At 44.9% G+C, this 22,414-nt stretch carries 12 protein-coding genes and 2 pseudogenes; 6 read left to right on the forward strand and 8 right to left on the reverse strand.

Annotation, left to right across the window (positions count from 1 at the left end):
• Positions 1-57 precede the first annotated feature (57 nt).
• The gene (locus tag C3V43_RS04510; protein WP_106070464.1) at positions 58-525 is read right to left on the reverse strand and encodes a CinA family protein; all 468 of its coding nucleotides are present in this window, start codon (positions 523-525) and stop codon (positions 58-60) included.
• A 78-nt stretch (positions 526-603) separates the two neighbouring features.
• The gene (gene tsaD, locus C3V43_RS04515) at positions 604-1,623 is read right to left on the reverse strand and encodes a tRNA (adenosine(37)-N6)-threonylcarbamoyltransferase complex transferase subunit TsaD (protein ID WP_106068781.1); all 1,020 of its coding nucleotides are present in this window, start codon (positions 1,621-1,623) and stop codon (positions 604-606) included.
• 204 nt (positions 1,624-1,827) lie between these two features.
• On the opposite strand from tsaD, the gene C3V43_RS04520 reads away from it, so the two are divergent.
• Entirely contained in the window at positions 1,828-6,315 is a 4,488-nt protein-coding gene (locus tag C3V43_RS04520; protein WP_106070465.1) for a translocation/assembly module TamB domain-containing protein, read from the forward strand.
• Positions 6,316-6,491: 176 nt separating this feature from the next.
• On the opposite strand, the gene dnaB is transcribed toward C3V43_RS04520, so the two are convergent.
• Positions 6,492-8,063, reverse strand: coding sequence for a replicative DNA helicase (gene dnaB, locus C3V43_RS04525; RefSeq protein ID WP_106070466.1), 1,572 nt, complete (start codon positions 8,061-8,063; stop codon positions 6,492-6,494).
• A gap of 183 nt (positions 8,064-8,246) precedes the next feature.
• Here dnaB and ispE point away from each other — a divergent pair, with 183 nt between their 5' ends.
• A complete protein-coding gene (gene ispE, locus C3V43_RS04530; protein ID WP_106068782.1) occupies positions 8,247-9,080 on the forward strand; it encodes a 4-(cytidine 5'-diphospho)-2-C-methyl-D-erythritol kinase in 834 nt (277 codons plus the stop codon).
• Between the two features lie 106 nt (positions 9,081-9,186).
• Here the strand turns inward: ispE and purT are convergent, their stop codons facing one another.
• The 5 genes and pseudogenes from purT to C3V43_RS04560 form a co-directional block, all read right to left on the reverse strand.
• On the reverse strand, positions 9,187-10,338 hold the full coding sequence (gene purT, locus C3V43_RS04535; protein WP_106068783.1) for a formate-dependent phosphoribosylglycinamide formyltransferase: 1,152 nt from the start codon (positions 10,336-10,338) through the stop codon (positions 9,187-9,189).
• 99 nt (positions 10,339-10,437) lie between these two features.
• Positions 10,438-11,226: an IS21-like element helper ATPase IstB gene (gene istB, locus C3V43_RS04545; RefSeq protein WP_106068784.1), complete on the reverse strand. Its 789-nt coding sequence runs from the start codon at positions 11,224-11,226 to the stop codon at positions 10,438-10,440.
• A gap of 12 nt (positions 11,227-11,238) precedes the next feature.
• Positions 11,239-12,809 (reverse strand): annotated as a pseudogene (gene istA / locus C3V43_RS04550) (IS21 family transposase).
• A 175-nt stretch (positions 12,810-12,984) separates the two neighbouring features.
• Positions 12,985-14,070: pseudogene (locus C3V43_RS04555) on the reverse strand (DNA topoisomerase); the annotation flags it as partial.
• Positions 14,071-14,104: 34 nt separating this feature from the next.
• Positions 14,105-15,499, reverse strand: a complete 1,395-nt coding sequence (locus tag C3V43_RS04560; protein WP_106068785.1) for a DUF3945 domain-containing protein — start codon at positions 15,497-15,499, stop codon at positions 14,105-14,107.
• A 292-nt stretch (positions 15,500-15,791) separates the two neighbouring features.
• Here C3V43_RS04560 and C3V43_RS04565 point away from each other — a divergent pair, with 292 nt between their 5' ends.
• The 4 genes from C3V43_RS04565 to C3V43_RS04580 all read left to right on the forward strand — a co-directional run bounded on the left by C3V43_RS04565 (position 15,792) and on the right by C3V43_RS04580 (position 22,392).
• Positions 15,792-16,403 carry a TetR/AcrR family transcriptional regulator gene (locus C3V43_RS04565; protein WP_021662853.1) on the forward strand — a complete coding sequence of 204 codons (612 nt, stop codon included), beginning with the start codon at positions 15,792-15,794 and terminating at the stop codon, positions 16,401-16,403.
• 76 nt (positions 16,404-16,479) lie between these two features.
• Positions 16,480-18,261 (forward strand): ABC transporter ATP-binding protein, encoded by a 1,782-nt coding sequence (locus C3V43_RS04570; RefSeq protein WP_021662852.1) that lies wholly within the window; start codon positions 16,480-16,482, stop codon positions 18,259-18,261.
• Between the two features lie 12 nt (positions 18,262-18,273).
• Positions 18,274-20,004 carry an ABC transporter ATP-binding protein gene (locus C3V43_RS04575; RefSeq protein ID WP_021662851.1) on the forward strand — a complete coding sequence of 577 codons (1,731 nt, stop codon included), beginning with the start codon at positions 18,274-18,276 and terminating at the stop codon, positions 20,002-20,004.
• Positions 20,005-20,010: 6 nt separating this feature from the next.
• Entirely contained in the window at positions 20,011-22,392 is a 2,382-nt protein-coding gene (locus C3V43_RS04580) for a TonB-dependent receptor (RefSeq protein WP_106068786.1), read from the forward strand.
• The last annotated feature ends 22 nt before the right edge of the window (positions 22,393-22,414 follow it).

A 22,414-nucleotide genomic window follows, 5' to 3' on the forward strand; every position in this document is an offset into this window, starting at 1 on the left:
TTATCGTTACCAAACAAGTTTTTCCCAAAATAATTCACTGTATAATAGCATTTTTCCTCATTTCAGCTTATTATAAAGCAGGAAAAGAACGTTTCGAATTGCTTTCTGTACATTTTCCGTTCTTCCCAAATCCCCCTCTTGTTTCATGGTCAGAATTTCGTTTTTATAGGCAGCAGCCAGCCAAATTGTCCCCACCGGTTTCTCCGGAGTACCCCCTCCGGGACCGGCAATGCCCGAAGTGGCAACCGCACAGTCAGAATTCAACGATTTCATCGCTCCTTTCACCATTTCCGTAACTGTTTCTTCACTTACGGCTCCATACTTTTCTAACGTTTCGGCAGAGACATGCAACAACGCCTTTTTCACTTCATTGGAATATGCCACTACACTGCCCACAAAGTAGTCCGAGCAGCCCGGAACAGAAGTTATCAAAGAAGCGATACCTCCTCCTGTACAACTTTCAGCACAAGAAATGGTCAATTTCTTTGCCAGCAACAACCGGCCAATCTCTTCTTCTATTTTCATATACATATATTACTATAAATATACATTCCGCAAGCCACCACTCTGCCCCCCCCTCTGCCAAGAGGGACTTCCTACTCTCTACAAAGTGACGCGCGAATAAGCAGGTGCCTCCATTGGACAGAATTCCTTGTCCAGAAACTTGAAATATCCCGTAACTGCTATCATGGCAGCATTGTCTGTCGTATAACTGAATTTAGGGATAAAGATGTTCCAGCCATACTTCTCGGCATGCTCACGGAAAGCATTGCGCAAACCATTATTGGCCGAGACACCTCCGGCCACTGCCACTTCCTTTATCTTATATTCTTTAGCGGCCTTGCGCAGCTTATCCATCAAGATATCCACGACAGTGGCCTCCAAAGAGGCAGCCAGATCGGCTTTGTGGTGTTCGATAAAGTAGGGATCTTCCTTCATCCATTCGCGCAGAGAATAAAGGAACGAGGTTTTCAGGCCGCTGAAACTATAATCCAATCCGGGGATATGCGGTTTGCTGAACAAAAAAGCTTTCGGGTTTCCTTGTCGAGCCAACTTATCAATAATCGGTCCTCCCGGATAACCCAATCCCATCACCTTAGAACATTTATCAATGGCTTCACCCGCAGCGTCATCGATGGTCTGCCCTAAGATTTCCATATCATTATAAGCTTTTACCAGAATAATCTGAGAGTTTCCACCGGAAACCAACAGGCAAAGAAAAGGATATTGAGGTTGCACATTATCTTCACCTTCCACTTTAATGAAATGAGCTAATACATGACCTGTCAGGTGATTAACATCAACCATAGGTATACCAAGCGAACGGGCAAAACCTTTGGCAAAAGACACGCCAACCAGCAAAGAGCCCATCAACCCCGGACCACGGGTAAAAGCCACGGCGCTCAATTCTTCTTTGGTCACTCCGGCACGTTTCAGCGCTTCATGCACCACCGGAACAATATTTTGCTGATGTGCACGAGAAGCCAATTCGGGCACAACACCGCCATACGCTTCGTGTACAGCCTGACCGGCTACCACATTCGAAAGCAAGTAGCCGTCTTTGATGATTGCCGCCGAAGTATCGTCACAGGAAGATTCTATTCCCAAAATAATTGTACTCATAATGTTTATTTACGTTTAAACACCGCAAAAGTAGTGATAAAAGTACGATTCGTAACGTATTATTTCATATTTTTGTTGGCTGATTATAAAAATTAACCGCCTATCAGAAAGCTTAAAAGGGTTGTGCGTTGGGTACTTGGCATCGTACTGGGATTGTACATCGGTACCATCATATTGTTGAACATTCCGTATGTCCAGCAAAACATGTCCATACTTGTGGCCGACGAACTCTCTTCCATCTTGGGCAGTCGCCTCACCATCGGCCGAATCGACATGGGGCTGTTGAATAGAATCATCATTGATGACTTGCTGTTGGACGACCGGTCGGGAAAAGAAATGGTAAAAGTAACCCGCCTTTCAGCTAAATTCGATATTCTTCCGCTGTTCAACGGTAAGATATCCATCAGTAGCGTACAGCTGTTCGGCTTCAATGTCAATCTCTACAAGCAGACTCCCGAAGCCGAACCTAACTTCCGGTTCGTACTCGACGCACTTGCTCCTAAAGATACCGTTCAAAAGCAGAACAACCAGACTCTTCGCATAAACTCACTGCTGGTTCGTCGCGGAAAAATATCGTATGACGTTCTTTCCGAAAAAGAGACACCCGAAAGATTCAACCCGCAGCACATTCGTTTGCGAAACATCATTGCCAATATTTCTCTCAAAGCCTTGCAAAGCGATTCCATCAATGCGGCCATCAAAAGACTGAGCATTGAAGAGGAACGCTCCGGATTTGAATTGAAAAAGCTAAGCCTCAGGGTCATCGGCAATAACCGGCAGATGAAGATAGAGAATTTTGCCATCGACCTCCCGAATACGTCTTTGGCTATGGACACGATACGCATGGAATATGACAGTCTGGGAGCCTTTGGCAATTTTGCCCAAGATGTACGTTTTTCGTTTCATATGCTGCCTTCCCAAATCGCCTTAAAAGACCTGTCGGCCTTTGTTCCCGCTTTCCGGCCTTTTAAAGAAAAGCTGGAAGTGGAAGTAAAGTCCAATGGCAGCATCGACCAGCTGAACTGTCCGCTTCTGTCCGTTTCGGCAGGAAACCATTTCCATTTAAAAGGAGAGGTATCTCTTCAAGACCTCTCCAATCCCGAGAGTTCCTATTTATTCGGCCACCTGTCGCGCTTGTATGCCGACCCTGATGGGATTGCTTTCTTTGTCCGGAACTTCAGCGAAAACTACAACGGTGTTCCTCCTTCCCTGCAACGCCTTGGAGCCATTTCATTTCGCGGCGAAGTGTCAGGCTATTTCAGAGAGCTTGTAGCATACGGAAATGTAGAGACTGATCTCGGCAGCATTAAAACAGATGTAAAACTCAGTTCCGACAAGGAAAAAGGATATTTCGCCTATTCGGGAGCGGTGGAGACTAAAGATTTTGAGCTGGGCAAAGTATTGGACAATGACGCTTTCGGAAAGGTCACTTTCAATTTGAACATCAACGGCAATCATCACAACAAGAAGTACCCGTCCATGCTATTGAAAGGGCTGATAGCTTCCATCGATTATAGCAACTACACCTACGAAAACATTACACTGGACGGAGAATACAAGCAAGGAGGATTCACCGGGAAAGCAGCATTGGACGACCCTAATGGCTCCATCGTACTGAACGGTGTCATCAACACCGCCAGCCAAGTGCCTACTTTCAATTTCCGTGCGAGCATCAGCAAGCTTCGTCCGCATACGCTGCATCTCACTCCCGACTATAAAGACACGGAAATATCGGTCAAGCTGAATGCCGATTTCACCGGTGGTTCCATCGACGAAATGATTGGTGAAATAAACATTGACAGTCTGCAATTCATCGCTCCTGAAACGCAATACTTTATGGATAACATGAAGATATCTGCCGTAAAGGAAAACGAGCATCGGAAATGCCTGACCATACAGTCTAAATTTCTTCAGAGCCGTATTGAGGGCGACTATTCTTATCGCACACTGCCTGCCAGCGTACTGAATATCACACGGCGCTACCTTCCTACTATCATCCTGCCCGACAAGAAACCGATGAAAACGGAAAACAATTTCCTTTTTGATGTACATGTCTACGACACGGAGCTGCTCTCTACCGTTTTTCAGATCCCAATCAAGATATACACGCACTCCACCATCAAGGGATACTTCAACGACAAGGCACAACGTCTTCGGGTGGAAGGGTATTTTCCTCGTTTCCGATACAAAGAGAATTTCATTGAATCCGGCATGTTTCTTTGCGAAAATCCCGGCGACCGCTTTCATGCCAGTTTGCGCTTCAACAATCTCCAATCAGGCGGCGCCATGAACGTGGCCTTGGAGGCAGAAGCGCAAAACGACAGTATCCGAACCACATTGAATTGGGGCAACAGCAGCAAGGATACTTACAGTGGCAAACTTGCCACCGTGGCACACTTCATTCGGCAACAAAAGAAAGAAGGCCAAATACACCTGCCACCGTTGAAAGCCATCATAGACATCCGTCCCACAAATGTGATCATCAATGATACGTTGTGGAACATACATCCTTCTACGGTAATGATCGATTCCGGAAAGGTGCACGTCAACGATTTCTTTTTCAGCCACAAAGACCGTCACCTCCGCATCAACGGGGTGGTCTCAAAAGAGCCGGAAGACACTGTTCGTCTGGATTTGAAGGAGGTCAATATAGGTTATGTGTTCGACATAGCAGATCTCGGAGTGGATTTCAAAGGAGAAGCCACCGGTCCGGCCTTTGCCAGTGGTGTCTTGGAAAAGCCGGTGATGAGTACCGATCTGTTCATCCGTAACCTCGGACTGAACAACGGACTGCTGGGCGATGCCAATATACATGGAGAATGGCATCACGACGTGAAAGGTATTTATCTGGACGCACACATCCGCGAAAAAGAGATAGCCCAAAGCCACGTACAAGGTTATATCTATCCGCTGAAACCTACCAGCGCGCTCGACCTTCAAATTGAAGCGAAAAACACCAATTTGAAGTTCATTCATTACTATATGAACAGCATTACTCCCGAATTCAACGGACGTGCCACCGGGAACGTGCACTTTTATGGAAAATTCAAGGCCTTGACCATGCAAGGGCGTGTGTTTGCCGATGCATCCATGAAAATTGATGTGCTCAACACCACTTTCTCCTTAAAAGACAGCATCTACATAGAGCCGGAGGGACTGACTTTCAACAACAACCGCATTTTCGACACACAGGAACACCAAGGAAGGGTGAACGGCTATCTGCACTACCGGCACTTCAAAGATTTGGAGTACCGCTTTCATTTCAACATCAATAATATGTTGATGATGAACACCAAAGAGTCACCCGACTATCCTTTTTACGGCACCGTCTATGGCACGGGCAATGCCACCATTGCCGGGAATCCTCAAGATGGCGTGAACATAGACGTTGCAATGACCACTGACCGCAACACCCACTTTACATACATCAAAGACAATGTGTCTACGGCAGTCAACAGCCAATTCATACGTTTTGTCGACAAGACCCCACGTCGTGCAGTACAAGACTCTGTCCGCCTTTCCGAATACGAGATGGCACAAAGAGCGGTAGAAGAAGAGGAGGAAAAAGGAGATGCGGATATTCGTCTGAATCTGTTGGTAGATGCCACTCCCGATGCAACCATGAGAATCATCATGAACCCCATTGCCGGCGATTACATCAGCGGAAAAGGTAGCGGAAACATCCGCACCGAATTCTTCAACAAAGGAGATGTGAAACTGTTTGGCAATTATCAAATCAGTCAAGGAATCTATAAATTCAGTCTGCAAGAGGTATTCCGTAAGGACTTTACCATAAAGAACGGAAGTAGCATCAGCTTCAACGGCCCACCGCTCGATGCCTCTCTGAACATTACAGCCGGCTACATGGTGAACTCAGCATCGTTGAACGACCTGATGCCCAATGATGCAAGCGCTTTGGAGTATATCAGCAAAACCAATGTCAAGGTGAACTGCATCATGGGGCTGACCGGACAACTGACTTCTCCGAACATAAAATTCGACATCGAGTTGCCCAACGAACGAGACGAGGTGCAGGCCATCGTGCGCAACTACATCCCTACCGACGAACAGATGAACATGCAGATACTCTACTTGTTGACCATCGGAAAGTTCTATACTCCGGAAAATCTGGGTGCCACACAAAACTCGAACATGATGTCGAGCGTAGTGTCGTCCACGCTTTCCGGACAGTTGAACAATGCCCTATCGAACATTATCAATCTCAACAACTGGAATTTCGGAACTAATTTCAGCACAGGAGAAAGAGGATGGACGGATGTAGAGTTCGAGACCATGCTTTCGGGGCAATTACTGAACAACCGCCTGCTCATCAATGGCAATTTCGGCTATCGGGAGAACCCGATGGCGAACACCAATTTTGTGGGAGACTTCAATGCCGAATGGCTTGTCAATCGTTCCGGTGACATTCGCCTAAAGGCATACAACGAAACAAACGACCGCTACTACACCCGAACCAACCTGACGACTCAAGGCATCGGTATCATCTTCAAAAAAGATTTCAGCAGATGGAAGGAGCTTCTTTTCTGGAATAAATGGAAACTGAGAAAACTGAAGAAAAAGCAGAAAACCGCCTCAGATGAATCGTTACCCGTAGCCAACAAGGATACTGCTTCCGGGCAACTGCCCCAAACACCTCCCGAAGCTCAGTCCAAACGGAACAGGGAAGAGTAATTTTTTCTGCTTCAAGCTTCCGATTCTCTGCCCACACCTAAGCTCTCTTCCGCCCACACTTCACTGCCTGTAAGCCCACACTTCATCGCCCGTATGCCCGCACTTTACACTTGCTCCGCCCGCACATTAGGAAGCATAAGCCCGCACTTTGTGTTTACTCTGCCCACAGGATATTTTCAGAAAGGCAATGGCCCGTCCGAACCCACTCCGCCAAACGGGTTGTCTGTCTGCGGCATGAAATCGGCAGAAGAAGGAGGGGGCGGTGCGGCAATGCTTCCTATGGGTGCATTCATGCGCGAACCGCGCGTGGTTCCACCACCCTCAGAAGGCAATGGGATGACCATATCATCCTCCGGATTCTGGAAACGGGTGTACTGTCCGATAAAACGCAGACGCACATCGCCCACAGCACCGTTACGATGCTTGGCTATGATAATCTCCGCCATGCCACGCAAATCCGTACCGTCGGCAGAGGTGTATATCTTATAATATTCCGGGCGGTGAATGAAGCACACCATATCGGCATCCTGCTCGATGGCTCCGGATTCGCGGAGGTCGCTCAACTGGGGACGTTTTCCCTCCTCGCCTTCACGGTTCTCCACACCACGATTCAACTGCGACAGGGCAATGATGGGAATATTCAACTCCTTCGCCAACCCTTTCAGCGAACGGGAAATGGTACTGACCTCTTCCTGACGACTGCCAAACGACATACCGCTTGCATTCATCAATTGAAGGTAGTCGATGATGATGACCTTTACCCCATGTTCGCGCACCAAGCGGCGGGCTTTCGTACGGAGCTCGAAGACCGACAGTGAAGGCGTATCATCCACATACAGTGGAGCATCCAGCAAATCGCGCAGCTTATAGTCCAACTGTTGCCATTCGTAATCCGCCAACTGGCCGCTCTTGATTTTCTCGCTCGGAATTTCGCACACATTGGATATCAAACGGTTCACCAGCTGTACGTTGCTCATTTCCAGAGAGAACAGCGCTACGGGATTGTGGAAATTCACGGCAATATTCTTTGCCATAGAAAGCACAAACGCCGTTTTACCCATGGCGGGACGGGCGGCGATGATAATAAGATCCGATTTCTGCCAGCCGGAAGTCATCTTGTCCAGCTTGGTAAATCCGCTCTCCAACCCACTCAAACCATCGGTACGGGCAGCCGCTTTCTGAATCAGGTCATACGCTTCGGCAATGACAGGATTAATCTGCGTATAATCCTTCTTCATGTTCTGCTGAGAAATCTCGAACAGCTTGCCTTCAGCTTCCTGCATCAAATCGTCCACATCCAATGTCTCATCAAAAGCCTTGCTCTGAATATTGCTGGTGAAGGTTATCAGTTCGCGGGCCAACGATTTCTGGGCAATGATACGCGCATGATATTCTATATGTGCCGAAGAAGCCACCTTACTGCTTAACTGGGTGATATAAAACGGCCCGCCCACTTCCTCCAGCACTCCTTTCTTGGCAAGCTGTTCTTTCACAGTGAGAATATCCACCGGCTTTTGGTTTACGGCCAAATCGGTAATTGCTGAATATATCAACTGATGCCTGTGTTCGTAAAAAGACTCCGGACGGAGAATTTCACTGACCAACGAATATGCGTCTTTCTCAATCATCAAGGCGCCCAACACAGCCTCTTCCAGTTCCGGAGCCTGCGGTTGTATGCGTCCGTAGTCATTGACAGGCTGCGGTGCCTTACTTTTGGGAGTTCGGGATGTTCTTCTTTGTTCTGCCACTTCTATTCTTTTAATATTATAATCCGATAACCCTCTGTTTTTGGAAAGGGGAAGCAAAGATAAGCTATTTTTATTTATAGGAATCAACAATTCATGGTCAAGTTATCAATCTACTATAAACAGAAATGGTTAACTTTGTCTCCGAATCATGTTTCATGAACTCTATAACTCGATAATTGTACCATGCTGACTTTTCCGAACGCAAAAATCAATCTGGGATTGAACATCACAGAAAAACGTCCCGACGGATATCATAATCTGGAAACCATCTTTTACCCTATCCCCGTGGAAGATGCGCTGGAAATAAACATTCTGAACGAAGGCAACACCAAGTTCCGCTTGCATCAGGCAGGATTGGAAATTGCCGGAGAAGCGGAAAACAATCTGGTGGTAAAAGCCTATAGGCTGCTCGATGCCGAATTCAATCTTCCTCCCGTAGACATTCATCTGTTCAAACGCATTCCTTTGGGCGCAGGACTGGGAGGAGGTTCGGCAGATGGCGCCTTCATGCTGAAACTGCTGAACGAGAAGTTCGGTCTTGGATTGACGGACGAAGCATTAGAGGATTATGCGGCAAAACTCGGAGCGGATTGTGCATTCTTCATAAAAAACCGCCCGACCTATGCCGAAGGAATCGGAAACATCTTCTCCCCTGTCACGCTCTCTCTGGAAGGGTATCAGATATGGTTGGTCAAACCGGATGTTTTCGTTTCCACCAAAGACGCGTTTGCCAAGATAAAGCCTCATCGCCCGACACTATCCTTGAAGCAAGTCATCGAGCTACCCATAGAAGAGTGGAAAGGGCACATGGTCAATGACTTTGAAGAAAGCGTATTCCCGCAGTTCCCCGCCATCGAAGCCATCAAAGAGGAGATGTACAGACAAGGAGCCATCTATGCTTCCATGAGCGGTTCAGGCTCATCGGTTTACGGGCTGTTCAAAGCAGACGCCCTGCTACCCGATGTGGATTTCGGGAAGAAAGCGTTTATATACAAAGGCAAGCTCGGCGATATGTAACCCTGCCCGATTCATCTTTGAAACGATATATACTACCTTACAACAATGAACTGCACCCTAAAAGTTAGATACCTTCCCACACTAATCACTAACCCGTCAACCGCTCTTAGCACACCTCCACTTTGGCGGCAATACGCTTCGTCTTGTCGCGCAGCGCATCAAGATCACCGTCAAGCGGTGCATAACACAACACCACGCCCATACGACGATTTACCCGGGTAGTCGGCTTGCCGAAAATGCGCAGATACGTATCTTCTTCTTTGGTCACTTCTTCCAATCCTCGGTAATCGGGATACTCCTGACTGGATATTGAAGAAAGGATGACGGCACTCGCGCCTATATGCTCCTGCTTGATACTCGGAATAGGTAAACCGAGCACGGCTCGCAGATGAAGCTCGAACTCATTCAGGTTTTGCGTACCTGCCAGCGTCACCATACCCGTATCGTGCGGGCGAGGAGAAAGTTCTGAAAAATAAACGCCATTCTCATGGCTCAGGAAGAATTCCACTCCCCACAACCCGGCACCGGTCAAAGCACGGGTCACTTTCTCCGCCATCTCTTGCGCCTCTTTCAAGTGAGCAGGCTCGATATGGGCAGGTTGAAAACTTTCGCGATAATCGCCTCCCTTTTGCACATGGCCGATGGGGGGACAAAATAAAGTCGGTCCGTCTTTCTGCGTAACGGTAAGCAATGTTATCTCACTGTCGAACTTGATAAACTCCTCTATGATAAGTTCCTTGATATCCCCACGGCTACCGTTGCAACCATATTCCCACGCATGTTCCAGCTCATCGGCACTCTTCACGAGCGACTGCCCTTTGCCTGAAGAGGACATCAACGGTTTTACCACACAAGGGTAGCCTATTTTCTCGGCCGCCTCTTTCAATTCCTCCAAAGATTTGGCGTAGAAATAATTGGCAGTCTTCAGTCCCAATTCTTTAGCGGCTAAATCGCGTATGGCCTTGCGATTCATGGTAAAGTTCACCGCACGCGCGCTGGGTACTACCTGAATACCTTCTTTCTCAAAATCATACAAGCACTCCGTACGAATCGCCTCGATTTCCGGCACGATGATGTCCGGCCGATGCTTACGAACCACACCTTCCAAAGCCTCTCCATCCAACATACTGAAAATTTCGCTTTCGTCCGCCACCTGCATGGCAGGTGCTCCGGCATACGAATCGCATGCAACCACGTATTGTCCCTTGCGCTGAGCGGAAATCACAAACTCCTTTCCCAGTTTGGAAAAGCCAATCAACTTTGACCCTTTTGGCCAAACAGAATTTGCCCCCTTTGGGCACAATAGAATTGACCCTTTAAAAGTCCTGGTGATAGGGGTCAATCTTATTTTACCCTTTTAAACTTCTCGGTTATTCTTTGATCTTAATTTACGCATACTTTCACCATTCAGTTCTATGTTATGAGCCGTGTGGATGATACGGTCAAGGATGGCATCGGCAATGGTCGGGTCTCCTATCATATCATACCAGTTGGACGGGGGATACTGCGAGGTGATGATGATGGATTTCCTTTCATGCCTGTCTTCAATGATTTCAAGCAGTATGGGACGTTCCTTTGCATCAAGGGGTACGAGGAACAGGTCATCGAGGATGAGCAACTGACAGCGTTCTATCTTTTTGAGTTCTGTTTCAAGCATCCCTTTAATCTTGGCGACTTTTAGTATACCAAGCATTTTGGGTGCATTGGCATAGAGTGTTCTGATTCCTCTTTTACACGCCTCGTGGCCTAAGGCGCAAGCCAGATAGCTTTTGCCCGTACCTGAAGAACCTGTAATGAAAAGATTCTGTCCTTTGTGTACAAAGTCAAGAGTAGCAAGACGTTCCATCTGATTACGGTCCAGCCCTCTGTTTACAGCATAATCAATCTGTTCGACATAGGCCTTGTATCGGAATGCTGCATTCTTGGTAAGCCTTGTGATGGCAGCCTGGGCACGATAGTCCCATTCGCGTGCAAGGAGCATGGAAAGGAATGTATCGGCTGTCATTGACTGTGTAGTGGTCCCGGCAAGGCTTTCCCGGAAGGCCTCTGCCATACCGTGTAATTTCATTCGGTTCATCAGCTCCAATGATATGGTATTCTGATCTTGTTGCCCCGTAATAGGAGCTGTTTTATTGTTTGTTTGCATATGATATCGTTTTTATTGTCCTGACTTTTCTTTTTGGTAGTATTCACTTCCACGTATATTCTTGTGTTTCAACGGAGTGATAGGAATTGCATGAGGCTGTATTGTTCCGTCCTCATCGGGAAGGAAGTCGGCATCTTCTCCCAATCCCAGCACCTCTCGTAAGGCTTGGTAACCGTATTGCAGCTTCTGGTCTGCGCATGCGCATGCTGCGATGAGACGGTCACGGCCGTATTTCTTTTCCAGAGCCAGAATGCCCCGACATGATCTGAACGCTTTTGGGGGATATTGCATGGTTCGTTCCACTTCACGAAGATAATTCAAAACGATATTATCCATTTCTGAGGCTTGCCGGAAGAGTTCATCCAGATCCTTGTCATAAGGGCCGTAGTGCCCAGGCAAGTTGTGCTCCTTTTCCATGAATAGGTATAGGGAATATCACAGCGGCCGTGTGTGGCAACAAGATTCATACCACAATAGATTTCCACCGTGTCGGCATCGTAGAGCATCGTTACGCGTCTTCCTACATATTCTCTCGGAACGCTGTAATGGTGCTTGAACAACGAAACATAAGAGTTCTTGCCAACGGTCATTACTTTCCTCTCCTTCACTATGTAACGTTGCTGGGGAAGCGGACGGAGATAGTCTTTTTCGCCACGCAGGAACATTTCCCTGCGCGACATTTCCCGACCGGCCATCACCTTCCCATTGAACTTCTGCAAGGAAACACGGATGGCGGCATTGAGCTCATCCAGACTTGTAAATGTCATTCCTTCTATTTCAAAGTAAACGGATCGGTAGAGCAGCTTCACCGCATTTTCAACCAAGGCCTTGTCCTTGGGATGGCGCACACGGGCGGGATAGACAGCGCAACCGTAGTGTTCGGCGAAGGCGGCGAAATCCTCATTGATGACAGGCTCGTTACGGTCGCTTCTCGTTACGGCAGCCTTCAAGTTGTCGGGTACAATGGCCGCAGGAACACCTTCAAAATAATACATGGCATTCTCGCACCCCCTTATCAAATCTTCCTTGCGTTGAGACCATACGGCCTCGCAGTAGGTGTAATGGCTGAACGGAAGGATGGCAACGAATACCTCGGACTTCTTCGTCTCGCCCGTCATCTCATCGACAACTTCAAGTTTGTCGCCGGCAAAATCAACATACATCTGGTCTGCGGAATAATGCTCTACATGACCGACAACCTTGATGCGAAATCTGTATTCGCGGATAATCCGCTTGAAAGATGATAGCCCATAGCCGTCAGGATACGCAGCATGATACTTCTTGAATAATTTTCTCACACTCATCCCTTTACGTGATAATTGAGATACATAATCGGGAAGCAACGCTTCCAATTCAACCCTTTTGGAAGAAGGTTCACGATGACGGAGCGATGTATTACCGAATATCTCATCCAGCTGCCTATCGGAATAAGTAAGGAGCTCTTCGATACTTTTACCGCTTGAAAGAAAATGGCGGACATACTTACGAACCGTGTTACGGGAAATACAAAACGTACAAGCCATTTCTTTGATTCCCATACCTGAGGCATAGCATCTTAAAATGCTTTTAATTCTTTTATTCATATATGTAGATTTTATGGTTAACCCGTTACACCAGGACTCGGGTGTCACAAATCTACATAAAAATCAATGGCCACTGTTACCTAAGGGGGGTATTCTTATTTGAGCCAAAAGGGTCAATTTTATTGTGCCCAAAGGGGGCAAAAACGTTTGGCCAAAAGGGTCAAAGTTGATTGGCTTTTCCACCGTCCACCGAATGCGCATTAAGTTCGGTCAGTCGGCGGGCATGGACACCCCAGACGGGATGGTCGTGTAAAAAGGCTATCAGGGCAGGTATTTCGGCAAAGACATCTTCGGGAATATATCGGCTGCCCGTGCGAGGATAGGTGATGTATGCCTTCTCATAGAGTTTCTGCGCCAAGGAAAGGGTCTGTTCCGCCGAATAGCCGAACCGGCTGTTCGCTTCTTTCTGTAAAGTGGTCAAATCATACAGAAGCGGTGGCTCCTGCTTGGTCTCCTTGCGCACAATCGTTTCTACAGTGGCATAAGGAGCCTGTTTGAGTTTATCATACAGGGCGGTGGCTTTTGCCTTATCGAACCAGCGGTCGGCGGAGGAGAAACGGAAACTCTCATCACCTTCCTTTACGGTAAGGCTGAGTTGCCAGAATGGCTGTGGCTCGAACTTCTTGTTCTCCAAGAAACGGGAACAGACCATACAGAGGGTCGGAGTCTGCACCCTGCCCAATGAATAAGTGCCTCGTCCTGCCGCAATGGATATGGCTTGGGTGGCATTGATGCCCACTAACCAGTCGGCTTCGCTGCGGGCACGGGCGGCATAATAGAGATTGTCATACGCCGCTCCGCTTTGCAGATGGGCAAGTCCCTCTTTGATGGCTTTGTCCGTAAGCGAACTGATCCACAAACGGTCGAAGGGTTTGGCGATGCCGAGATACTCGTAGATGAACCTGAAGATTAACTCACCTTCTCTTCCTGCATCGGTGGCTACGATAATGCCCTCGCATTCCCGGAAGAGTTTTTCGATGACTTTGAGTTGGGCTACTGCCGCAGGGTCGGCTTTATAACCTTTGCCCTCCTTTATCTGACGGGGAATAAGGGTAAAGACGGGAGGAAGAATCGGCAGGTTCTCTTTGTGGAAACCCTTGATGCCGTAGGCTTCGGGCATGGCTGCCGTTATCAGGTGCCCCAGTGCCCAAGTGACGGCATAGCCGCCTCCTTCAATATAACCGTTCTTCTTGTTGGTTGCCCGAACGACACGGGCGATTTCACGAGCTACGCTCGGTTTTTCTGCTATGATGACTTTCATTTGTTCTTACTTTTTGGATATTAGTGGTGGCGGATTACATTTTCATTCCCTTGGAACGCTTTTTCTCTTCTTGCTTTTGTTCCTGCCCCGTGGTAGGCTCTGTCTGTCCCTGCTTGAGCGGCTCCTTCACATGCTTGGTAGCCTCGTTGGTCTTGCCTTCGGAATTGACGGCGACCTGCGTACGGGAAGCATTATCGGGAGTAATCTCTTTGGCTTGGGACTTGTCGGGGTTCCATTTGAGGAAGTCGAACTTGTTTTTCTCAAAGTTCGGACGCACATAGGCATTGAAAGGCTCTCCCTTCTTGTCGATAAGCCCGGTCATATAGACCGTCTGACCTGCTTTGAGTTTCGCTTGCTCTTCGGGAGAGATGTTTCTTCCCAGCATCTTCTTGGGAACACGCAATTCTTGTGGCTCTGCCTGTTCCTGCCCTTCGGGGGCTTGCCTTTGGCGTTGTTCCTGCTTGGGAGAGCCGAAACGAAATTCAATAGACCGCTTGTCGGCATTGAATTGAAGGTTGGCATTGAAATGCTTTCCCGTTTTGGAGGTCATGCCCTCTACATAGATGCTCCTTCCTTCCGAGAGTTCCTTTTTTTGCTCATCGGTCAGCTTCACGCCCTTGATTTCATCGGGGATTCGTACCCGGTCGGCACCCAAGGCGATGATGTCGTTCGTCAGGCGGTCGATGCTTACGAAGCTGCGGGTCGGTTCGTTCTTGCCGGGGAAGGTCAACTCCACGGTGCGACCGAGATTGCCCGTTTCTCTGAGGGCTTTCTTGTCCTCGTCGGTGAAGGTATGCCCGAAGAACTCGCGCTCCAATTGCGACTCCTTGCGGATGGCGTGGACGACGGGGATAAACATACCGTCTCCGGAGGCTTTCAGGGAAAGACGGGCATCGGTGTAGAGGGAGACTTCGCCGATTTTGATGCTGATGGGAACAAGCGGAGTCTTGCGGTATTGAAGCAGGTCATCAAGATGCTTGCCCTTTTCCAGACTCTCACGGCTTATGCCCATCTGCTCAAACTGTTCCCATTTCACCTTGTCGGGGTCAATGCCTTGGAAGGACTGTTTCTGCTCGCCTGCATAGTCCGAAGGATTGACACGGGCGGAGTCCAGCATCTCTTTATTGGAGGGGACTTCCGGAGCTTTAAGCATCTCCGAGAGCACACGTGCACTGGCAACGGCACTCTCAAAAGGCACTTTGAAGAAGTTCAGCGGTGTGGGGTGCTTGAACTGCCGCATGAAGTTAGAGAGGAAGTTTTCCAGCGCATTGCTGTGCTTGTCGAACTTCAGGAAGCTCTGTTCATGCTCGGCGGTAGGCGGAACGGTTTTCAGCTCGCCTTTCTCGTCCGTACCTGTGACGGCTTTGAGGTTTTCGCCCTTCTGATCTTTGACCAAAAGGACTTCTTGGTCTTTGATTTTTTCGTCCATATTATAATGTATTTAATGGCACCAACAGCGGTGCACGGACAAAAGTAAACCAAAGAAACCGTGTGTGTTAGCAGTTGGAGATAACTGCGTACTTGTGGCGTTGATATGGATAGAAGTGGCTTTTTAGGAAGAATTGCCTATCTATATGTTTATGTTGGAAATTCTCCTTTTTGCGTACCTATAATATTCAGAAGACGTAAACATGAAATTGAAAAATACCCATTTTTTGGTATTGCGAGAAACTGATAGATGCTTTAATTTTGCACGAAATTAAGACGTTGTACTATTCGCTATGAGTAAAGACAATCAAACGAGAGAGAGATTACTTCTCTTGGCAAAGAAAGAATTTCTTAGAAGAGGCTTCCAAAAAGTTTCTATGAGGGACATTTCTGCTATTACGGGAATGGCTTTAGGGAATATATACTATTACTACAAGACTAAAGATGAGCTATTCCATGATGTCTTATATCCTGTAGTAGAACAAATTCAACAACTAATAGATAGTCACAATACAGCATCAAAGCTAAACAAGTGTTTTTTTGAGGAAGAACATCATAACGATGCTATTTTATGGCACTTTTCACCCTTAGTTTCTCAAAATAGCGATGAGTTATATCTTTTGTTTTTTGGAGCAAGAGGTTCTTCTTTCGAGAATTATTCAGAGGTGTTAATTCAAAAATTCACAGCTATGGGGATAGAGTATATTCGTAGAATGAAAGAGATTTATCCTAAGATAAATTCAAGTATAGATCCATTTTTTATGCATGTGTATGCGGCAATACAGGTTTCAGTCATAAAGGAATTTATTCTTCATCGAAAAATTCCCAAAGAGAAGCTACAAACATTTTCGGAAACCTATTCGAGTTATACGAAAGCCGGATGGAAGTATTTAATGAGAGTCTGAGAAATCAGACTCTTATTTTTTAGTACAAAATCAAGAAATCGTCCTATATAAAAATTGAAACTTATAACATACTGTCATGAATCAAAATTTATTTGACGCTATAAAGCGTTATGCAGGAGAAAAGGCATCATTCATTCCCATTGCAATGTTTCTTTCGGGATTGAGTGCCGTGTGTAGCATGTTCCCTTATCTATATATATATTACATTATAGATGAGGTAATTTCTCACATACACGAAGGGGAATATCCTTCCGTAATCAGTCAATATGCATATTCTGCCTTAGCTTTCGCCTGCGGTGGAATCTTTTTCTATTTTCTATCTCTTACCTTTTCCCATTTGGGTGCTTTTCGAATAGAACGGGAAATGAGATATCAGGCTATGAAGAGAATTCTTTCATTTCCTCTTGTTTTCTTCAATCAGAACACAACAGGGAAAATACGCAAAATCATTGATGACAACGTGAGTATCACACATAGTTTTGTGGCACATCAGTTACCGGATTTAGTTGCAGCAATAACAATGCCTATTGTTTTTATTGTCGCTTTATTTGTTTTCGATTGGAGATTCGGAGTTGTAACTCTTTGCTTATTGCTTTTGAGTGCCTTTTTCATCAAACGTATGATGGGAGGAGAAAAAAGCAATAGTATGAGACAATATATGAATGCTCTTGAAGACATGAATACGGAAGCGGTAGAATATATCAGAGGAATACCTGTGGTAAAAACATTCCAGCAATCTGTTTTCTCATTCAAAGGATTTCACGATGCCATTTTGAGATATAGGGATTGGGCATATAAATATGCATTGAGTTGCTGTAATCCTATGCGAGGGTTCATTCTATCAATACAAGGTATGTCCATAGCTTTTGTTTTCCTGTTTGTCCTATTGCTAAAACTAGGATATTCAAGTGCAGCCCTAATCAATCCCTTTATTTTCTATGTGATATTCACTCCCCTATGTGTCGTTATAATGAATAAGATAATGCATTTAGGAGAAGCTGCCAGTCTTGCAAGAGAAGCAATAGACAGAATTGGAAATCTTTTGTCTCATCCTACACTACAAGAAGTTGCGACAGATAAAGAGTATATTCCTACGGACTTTTCCGTAACCTTTGAAAATGTGAGTTTCTCATATACGGATGATCAATCTCAAGAAAAAAAGAAACAAGCTGTAAACAATGTCAGCTTTACCATTCCGCAAGGAAAAACGGTAGCATTGGTAGGAGCTTCGGGCGGAGGAAAATCAACCATAGCCAAACTTATACCTCGCTTTGCTGATGTCAATTCAGGCTGTATTAAAATTGGCGGTATTGACATTCGGAATATTTCGAGCAAAAACCTGATGTCCTACATTACTTTCGTTTTTCAAAGTTCGAAGTTATTCAAGATGAGTTTATTGGATAACATAAGATATGCTAAGCCCAATGCGACAATAGAGGAAGTCAATAAAGCTTTAGCTATAACCCAGTGTAAGGACATCATAGAAAAAATGCCTGATGGGTTGAATACTATTATTGGGACAAAGGGAGTTTACTTGTCCGGTGGAGAACAACAGCGAATCTCTCTCGCAAGGGCAATACTGAAAGATGCACCTATCATCATTCTTGATGAAGCAACGGCATTTTCCGATCCTGAAAATGAGCATCTATTCCAGCAGGCGTTTTCCGCAATAACACAAGATAAAACAGTACTTACAATTGCTCATAGGCTATCCACTATCAAAGACGCAGATAGCATCATTGTAGTTAAAGACTCTGAGATAAAAGAGACGGGTACGCACTCGGATTTGGTAGCACAAAATGGTGTGTATGCAAGTATGTGGGCAGAATATCAAAAATCAATTAGTTGGAAAATATAAGATAAAATAATCATGCTAAAATATTTAGAAAAAAAGTTCGCACTAACAAATAAAGGAGCTGTCCAGTTATTGAAAGGAACATTGTTGTCGGCTCTGTTAGACCTTTCGTTCATGTTGCCAATAGGTCTTGTAGTTTATGTTCTGACTACTACTATTGAATACTTATCTAAAGATATATATCATTTTGAAGTCCCTATAATCTTTTATGTCGGAACTGGGATACTATTGTTATTTGTAATGGGAGTAGTCGCCAAAGCTCAATACAAAAGTGTTTATGTCAGCACTTACTATGAAAGTGCCAATAGACGTATTCACCTTGCAGAGAAACTGCGTCGCCTACCCCTTTCATTCTTCGGTAAAAAAGATTTATCCGATTTGACCAATACAATAATGTCAGATTGTGCAGATTTGGAGAAGGCTTTTTCACATGCCATCCCCCAATTATTCGGTTCTACCATTGCTCTTATTATAATGTCTATCCCTCTGTTTATAACCAGTTGGCAACTGGCGTTGTCTTTGTTGTGGGTTATACCGGTAGCATTTATTTTGATATTAGGAACCAAACAGATTCAAAAGAAATACAATCATGTGCATTTTGAGGAGAAAAGGAAAACCTCAGATTTGCTTCAAGAGGGATTGGAAAGTATACACGAAATTAAGTCTGCCAATGGAGAAAAACGTTATTTGGATGGATTGGACGAACAATTAGCAATAGCAGAAAGAACCCAAATAAAATCTAACTTATTAGGGGCACTCATCGCTAATTCTGCTCAGTTAGTTTTGAAATTGGGACTCGTAACTTTAGTCATTGTTGGAACAGCATTATTGACAAAAGGAGAAATATCGCCAATGTTATTTTTTATGTATCTGATAGTCGCTTCCCGAATATTTGATCCAGTTATTTCCATATTCGAATACATTGCACATATCACAAATGTGAATAGCCAAATAACCCGAATGAATGAGATTATCAATTATCCCATTCAAGATACTGCACGGAATATTACTCCTACTCATTTTGAAATAGAGTTTAAGGATGTAACATTCGGATACAATAAAACTGATTCGATTCTGAAAGATGTGTCCTTTACTGCCAAACAAGGAGAAGTTACAGCATTGGTCGGTCCGTCTGGAAGCGGTAAAAGTACAGTTGCAAAGTTAGCAGCCCGTTTCTGGGATGCCAATTCGGGCACAGTTACCATTGGAGGCATTCGTGTGGAGGATTTTGATTCAGAGGAATTGCTGAAATACTATTCTATCGTCTTTCAAGATGTGACCCTTTTTAATACATCTCTGAAAGAAAACATTAGAATAGGAAAAAAGGATGCGACAGACAAAGAAATCATGGATGCCGCACATGCTGCAGGATGTGATGAGTTTATAAAGCGTCTACCGAATGGTATTGATACGATTGTCGGCGAAAATGGAACCACGATTTCCGGAGGTGAAAGACAGAGAATATCTATCGCCAGAGCATTGTTAAAAGACGCTCCCATTATATTGCTTGATGAAGTATCCGCCTCTTTGGATGTCGAAAATGAAACCAAAATCCAAGAAGCGATATCCTGCCTGACAAAAAACAAAACCGTAATTATTATAGCTCATAGAATGCGTACGATATCAAATGCCAATAAGATCGTAGTTCTTGAGGCTGGGCGTGTCGTACAATGCGGAAATCATAATGAACTGATAAATCAAGATGGTATATATAAACAAATGGTACTGCTCCAATCTAAGAAATAAACGACAATGAGAAGAAATAGTATTGCCAAACAACTCTCTTGGGTCTACCGGGTCTCATTGATTTTTATTGCTTTGACGTTTGTTGAAAGCATGGTTATGGCACAATCAAATGAAGATCTTTATGAGTGTTGTGGAGTTGTGAAGGATAAAAAAACAGGAATTCCATTGGAAGGAGTTTCTGTATATTGCAAGATACAAAAAAACGGAACAGCAACGAACAGCAAGGGAGAATTTACACTAAAACTACCCGTAGGGAAACATGAATTTTTCTTCTCCTATATTGGCTACGAGGAAGAGAAAAAGCTTTTGGAATGTCGAAAGATTACAAAACCGATTACTGTCTTTCTTACAGAAACGTCCTCCTCTTTGCAGGAAGTAGTCGTTGTGGGGAAAAGCAAGGAGCAAAGGATGCGAGAATCGACAATTCCCGTTTCCGTAATTCCAGCAAAGGACTTACAAGGCACTGTAAGCAATGCCAACGAAATACTCGCCAAAACTGTAGGTGTTACGGTAAGGAACGGAGGCGGTGAAGGAAGTTCGGCGAGAATATCTGTCAGAGGACTTGAAGGAAAGCGTATCGGGGTGTTCGTTGACGGTCGTCCCATGAATGAGAATAGCGACTACGCCGATATAAATGATTTTCCTTTAGACATGATAGAAAGAATTGAAATCTATAAGGGTATTGTACCTGCATGGTTAGGCGGAAGCTCCGTAGGAGGAGCGATAAATATTGTTCTGAAAGAGTTTCCTCCCGGTTATTACGACATTGCTTACGGATATTCGTCATTCAATACGCATAAGTTTAATTCCGTTATTAAGCATAATGAGGAAAAGTTGGGACTTTTATTTGGGATTGGGATAGGATATACTTATTCTGACAATAATTATATGATGGACTCCCCCTATTATGACAACTTAAAAATCAAGCGTAACCACGATCAGTACAAAAAGTTACTCACAGGCTTTGGAATGAAAGCTTTCAAGTGGTGGTTCGATGAGGTTGAAATCGAAATGGGACGCATTCATAATCAGAAGCAAATTCAAGGGATAGAATATGACATTCGACAAGCTCATACAGATACGAAGAGTTATATGGGCAAACTCCATTTGGACAAAACGGATTTTCTACTAATGAATTTGGACTTAAAATCGGACTTCATGTATTCGTATGGCAATACATCTTTTGTAGATACGGCTACGATTCGTTATCAATTTGATGGAACTCCGTTTCCTTGTCCTTCTCCATATGGAGGAGAAGTCGGACGCTATCCATCACACGCACAGAATCGGAAACATGGATTTATGAGTAAAATAAATCTGAACTACATGTTTGCCCAACAGCACACATTAAACTTCAATTCTCTTTTTAATTATGCTTATGGCATTCCTAAAGATGACGTGCGAGATGCTGCTTTAGGATACAAGAATAGCTTCGATACGCATATGACAAGTGCTACGCATGGATTGTCTTATGAATACAAAACAAGAAACAATCGTTTGATGAATGTATTGGCAGCCAAACATTATTTCTATAATACACACACCACAGTTGTGAATCCGTTGAATGAGAAAGAGCGCTACCAACAGATACATTGTAAAAAGCATGATTTTGGTGTCAGTGAGAGTCTGCGCTACCGATTGTTCCCCTCTCTCTTCCTAAAAGGGAGTTTTTCTTATGACGTACGCCTGCCTTCTGAAGAAGAACTGCTGGGTGATGGATGGGTGATAGAACCTTCTACAAATTTGACACCGGAACATAGCAAAAGTGCCAATATCGGTTTGATTTTTAATCAGACAAACTCAAGCGGAAATAATTTTCAGATGGAATTGAACGGCTTTTATACCTATCTGACAGATATGATCCGATTTGTCGGAGGTCCGATACGCTCCCATTATGAGAATTTTGGAGAAATGAAAATGACAGGAATAGAGTATGAAATGAAAGTGGACATTAACCGTTGGCTATATGGTTATGGAAATATAACCTATCAAGACTTGCGCGACACAAGAAAATATGAACCACTAACTCAAAATCCCAATCCTACCAAAGGAAACAGAATGCCCAACATCCCCTTTTTGATGATGAATGGAGGACTGGAGTTCCACAAAGAAAATCTATTTGGAGGTAAAGGGCAGAACACACGAATAATGACCGATTTTTCATATATCCACGAATATTACTACGATTTCAAGCAAAGTAATTATCAGGAAAGAAAAATTCCCACCTCCTTTACTGTCAATTTAGGAATTGAACATAGTCTTTGGAATGAACGGCTCTTTATCTCCGGCTACATTAACAATCTGACAAACGCAAAGATTATGTCGGAGTTTAATCGCCCCCTCCCCGGAAGAAATTTCGGATTAAAAATTCGATATGTACATCGTTAGAAGATGTTTTAACTCAATTGTT

This window comes from Prevotella heparinolytica, from assembly GCF_002998535.1.
In the GTDB taxonomy this organism is placed as follows: domain Bacteria; phylum Bacteroidota; class Bacteroidia; order Bacteroidales; family Bacteroidaceae; genus Bacteroides; species Bacteroides heparinolyticus.

What these genes read in the sequence shown, in the direction of transcription:
- ispE (WP_106068782.1), top strand. Translation starts at nt 8,247, where the DNA reads ATGCTGACTTTTCCGAACGCAAAAATCAATCTGGGATTGAACATCACA.
- C3V43_RS04520 (WP_106070465.1), top strand. Translation starts at nt 1,828, where the DNA reads ATGTCCATACTTGTGGCCGACGAACTCTCTTCCATCTTGGGCAGTCGC.
- C3V43_RS04560 (WP_106068785.1), bottom strand. Translation starts at nt 15,499, where the DNA reads ATGGACGAAAAAATCAAAGACCAAGAAGTCCTTTTGGTCAAAGATCAG.
- C3V43_RS04565 (WP_021662853.1), top strand. Translation starts at nt 15,792, where the DNA reads ATGAGTAAAGACAATCAAACGAGAGAGAGATTACTTCTCTTGGCAAAG.
- C3V43_RS04510 (WP_106070464.1), bottom strand. Translation starts at nt 525, where the DNA reads ATGAAAATAGAAGAAGAGATTGGCCGGTTGTTGCTGGCAAAGAAATTG.
- tsaD (WP_106068781.1), bottom strand. Translation starts at nt 1,623, where the DNA reads ATGAGTACAATTATTTTGGGAATAGAATCTTCCTGTGACGATACTTCG.
- C3V43_RS04580 (WP_106068786.1), top strand. Translation starts at nt 20,011, where the DNA reads ATGAGAAGAAATAGTATTGCCAAACAACTCTCTTGGGTCTACCGGGTC.
- C3V43_RS04575 (WP_021662851.1), top strand. Translation starts at nt 18,274, where the DNA reads ATGCTAAAATATTTAGAAAAAAAGTTCGCACTAACAAATAAAGGAGCT.
- istB (WP_106068784.1), bottom strand. Translation starts at nt 11,226, where the DNA reads ATGCAAACAAACAATAAAACAGCTCCTATTACGGGGCAACAAGATCAG.
- C3V43_RS04570 (WP_021662852.1), top strand. Translation starts at nt 16,480, where the DNA reads ATGAATCAAAATTTATTTGACGCTATAAAGCGTTATGCAGGAGAAAAG.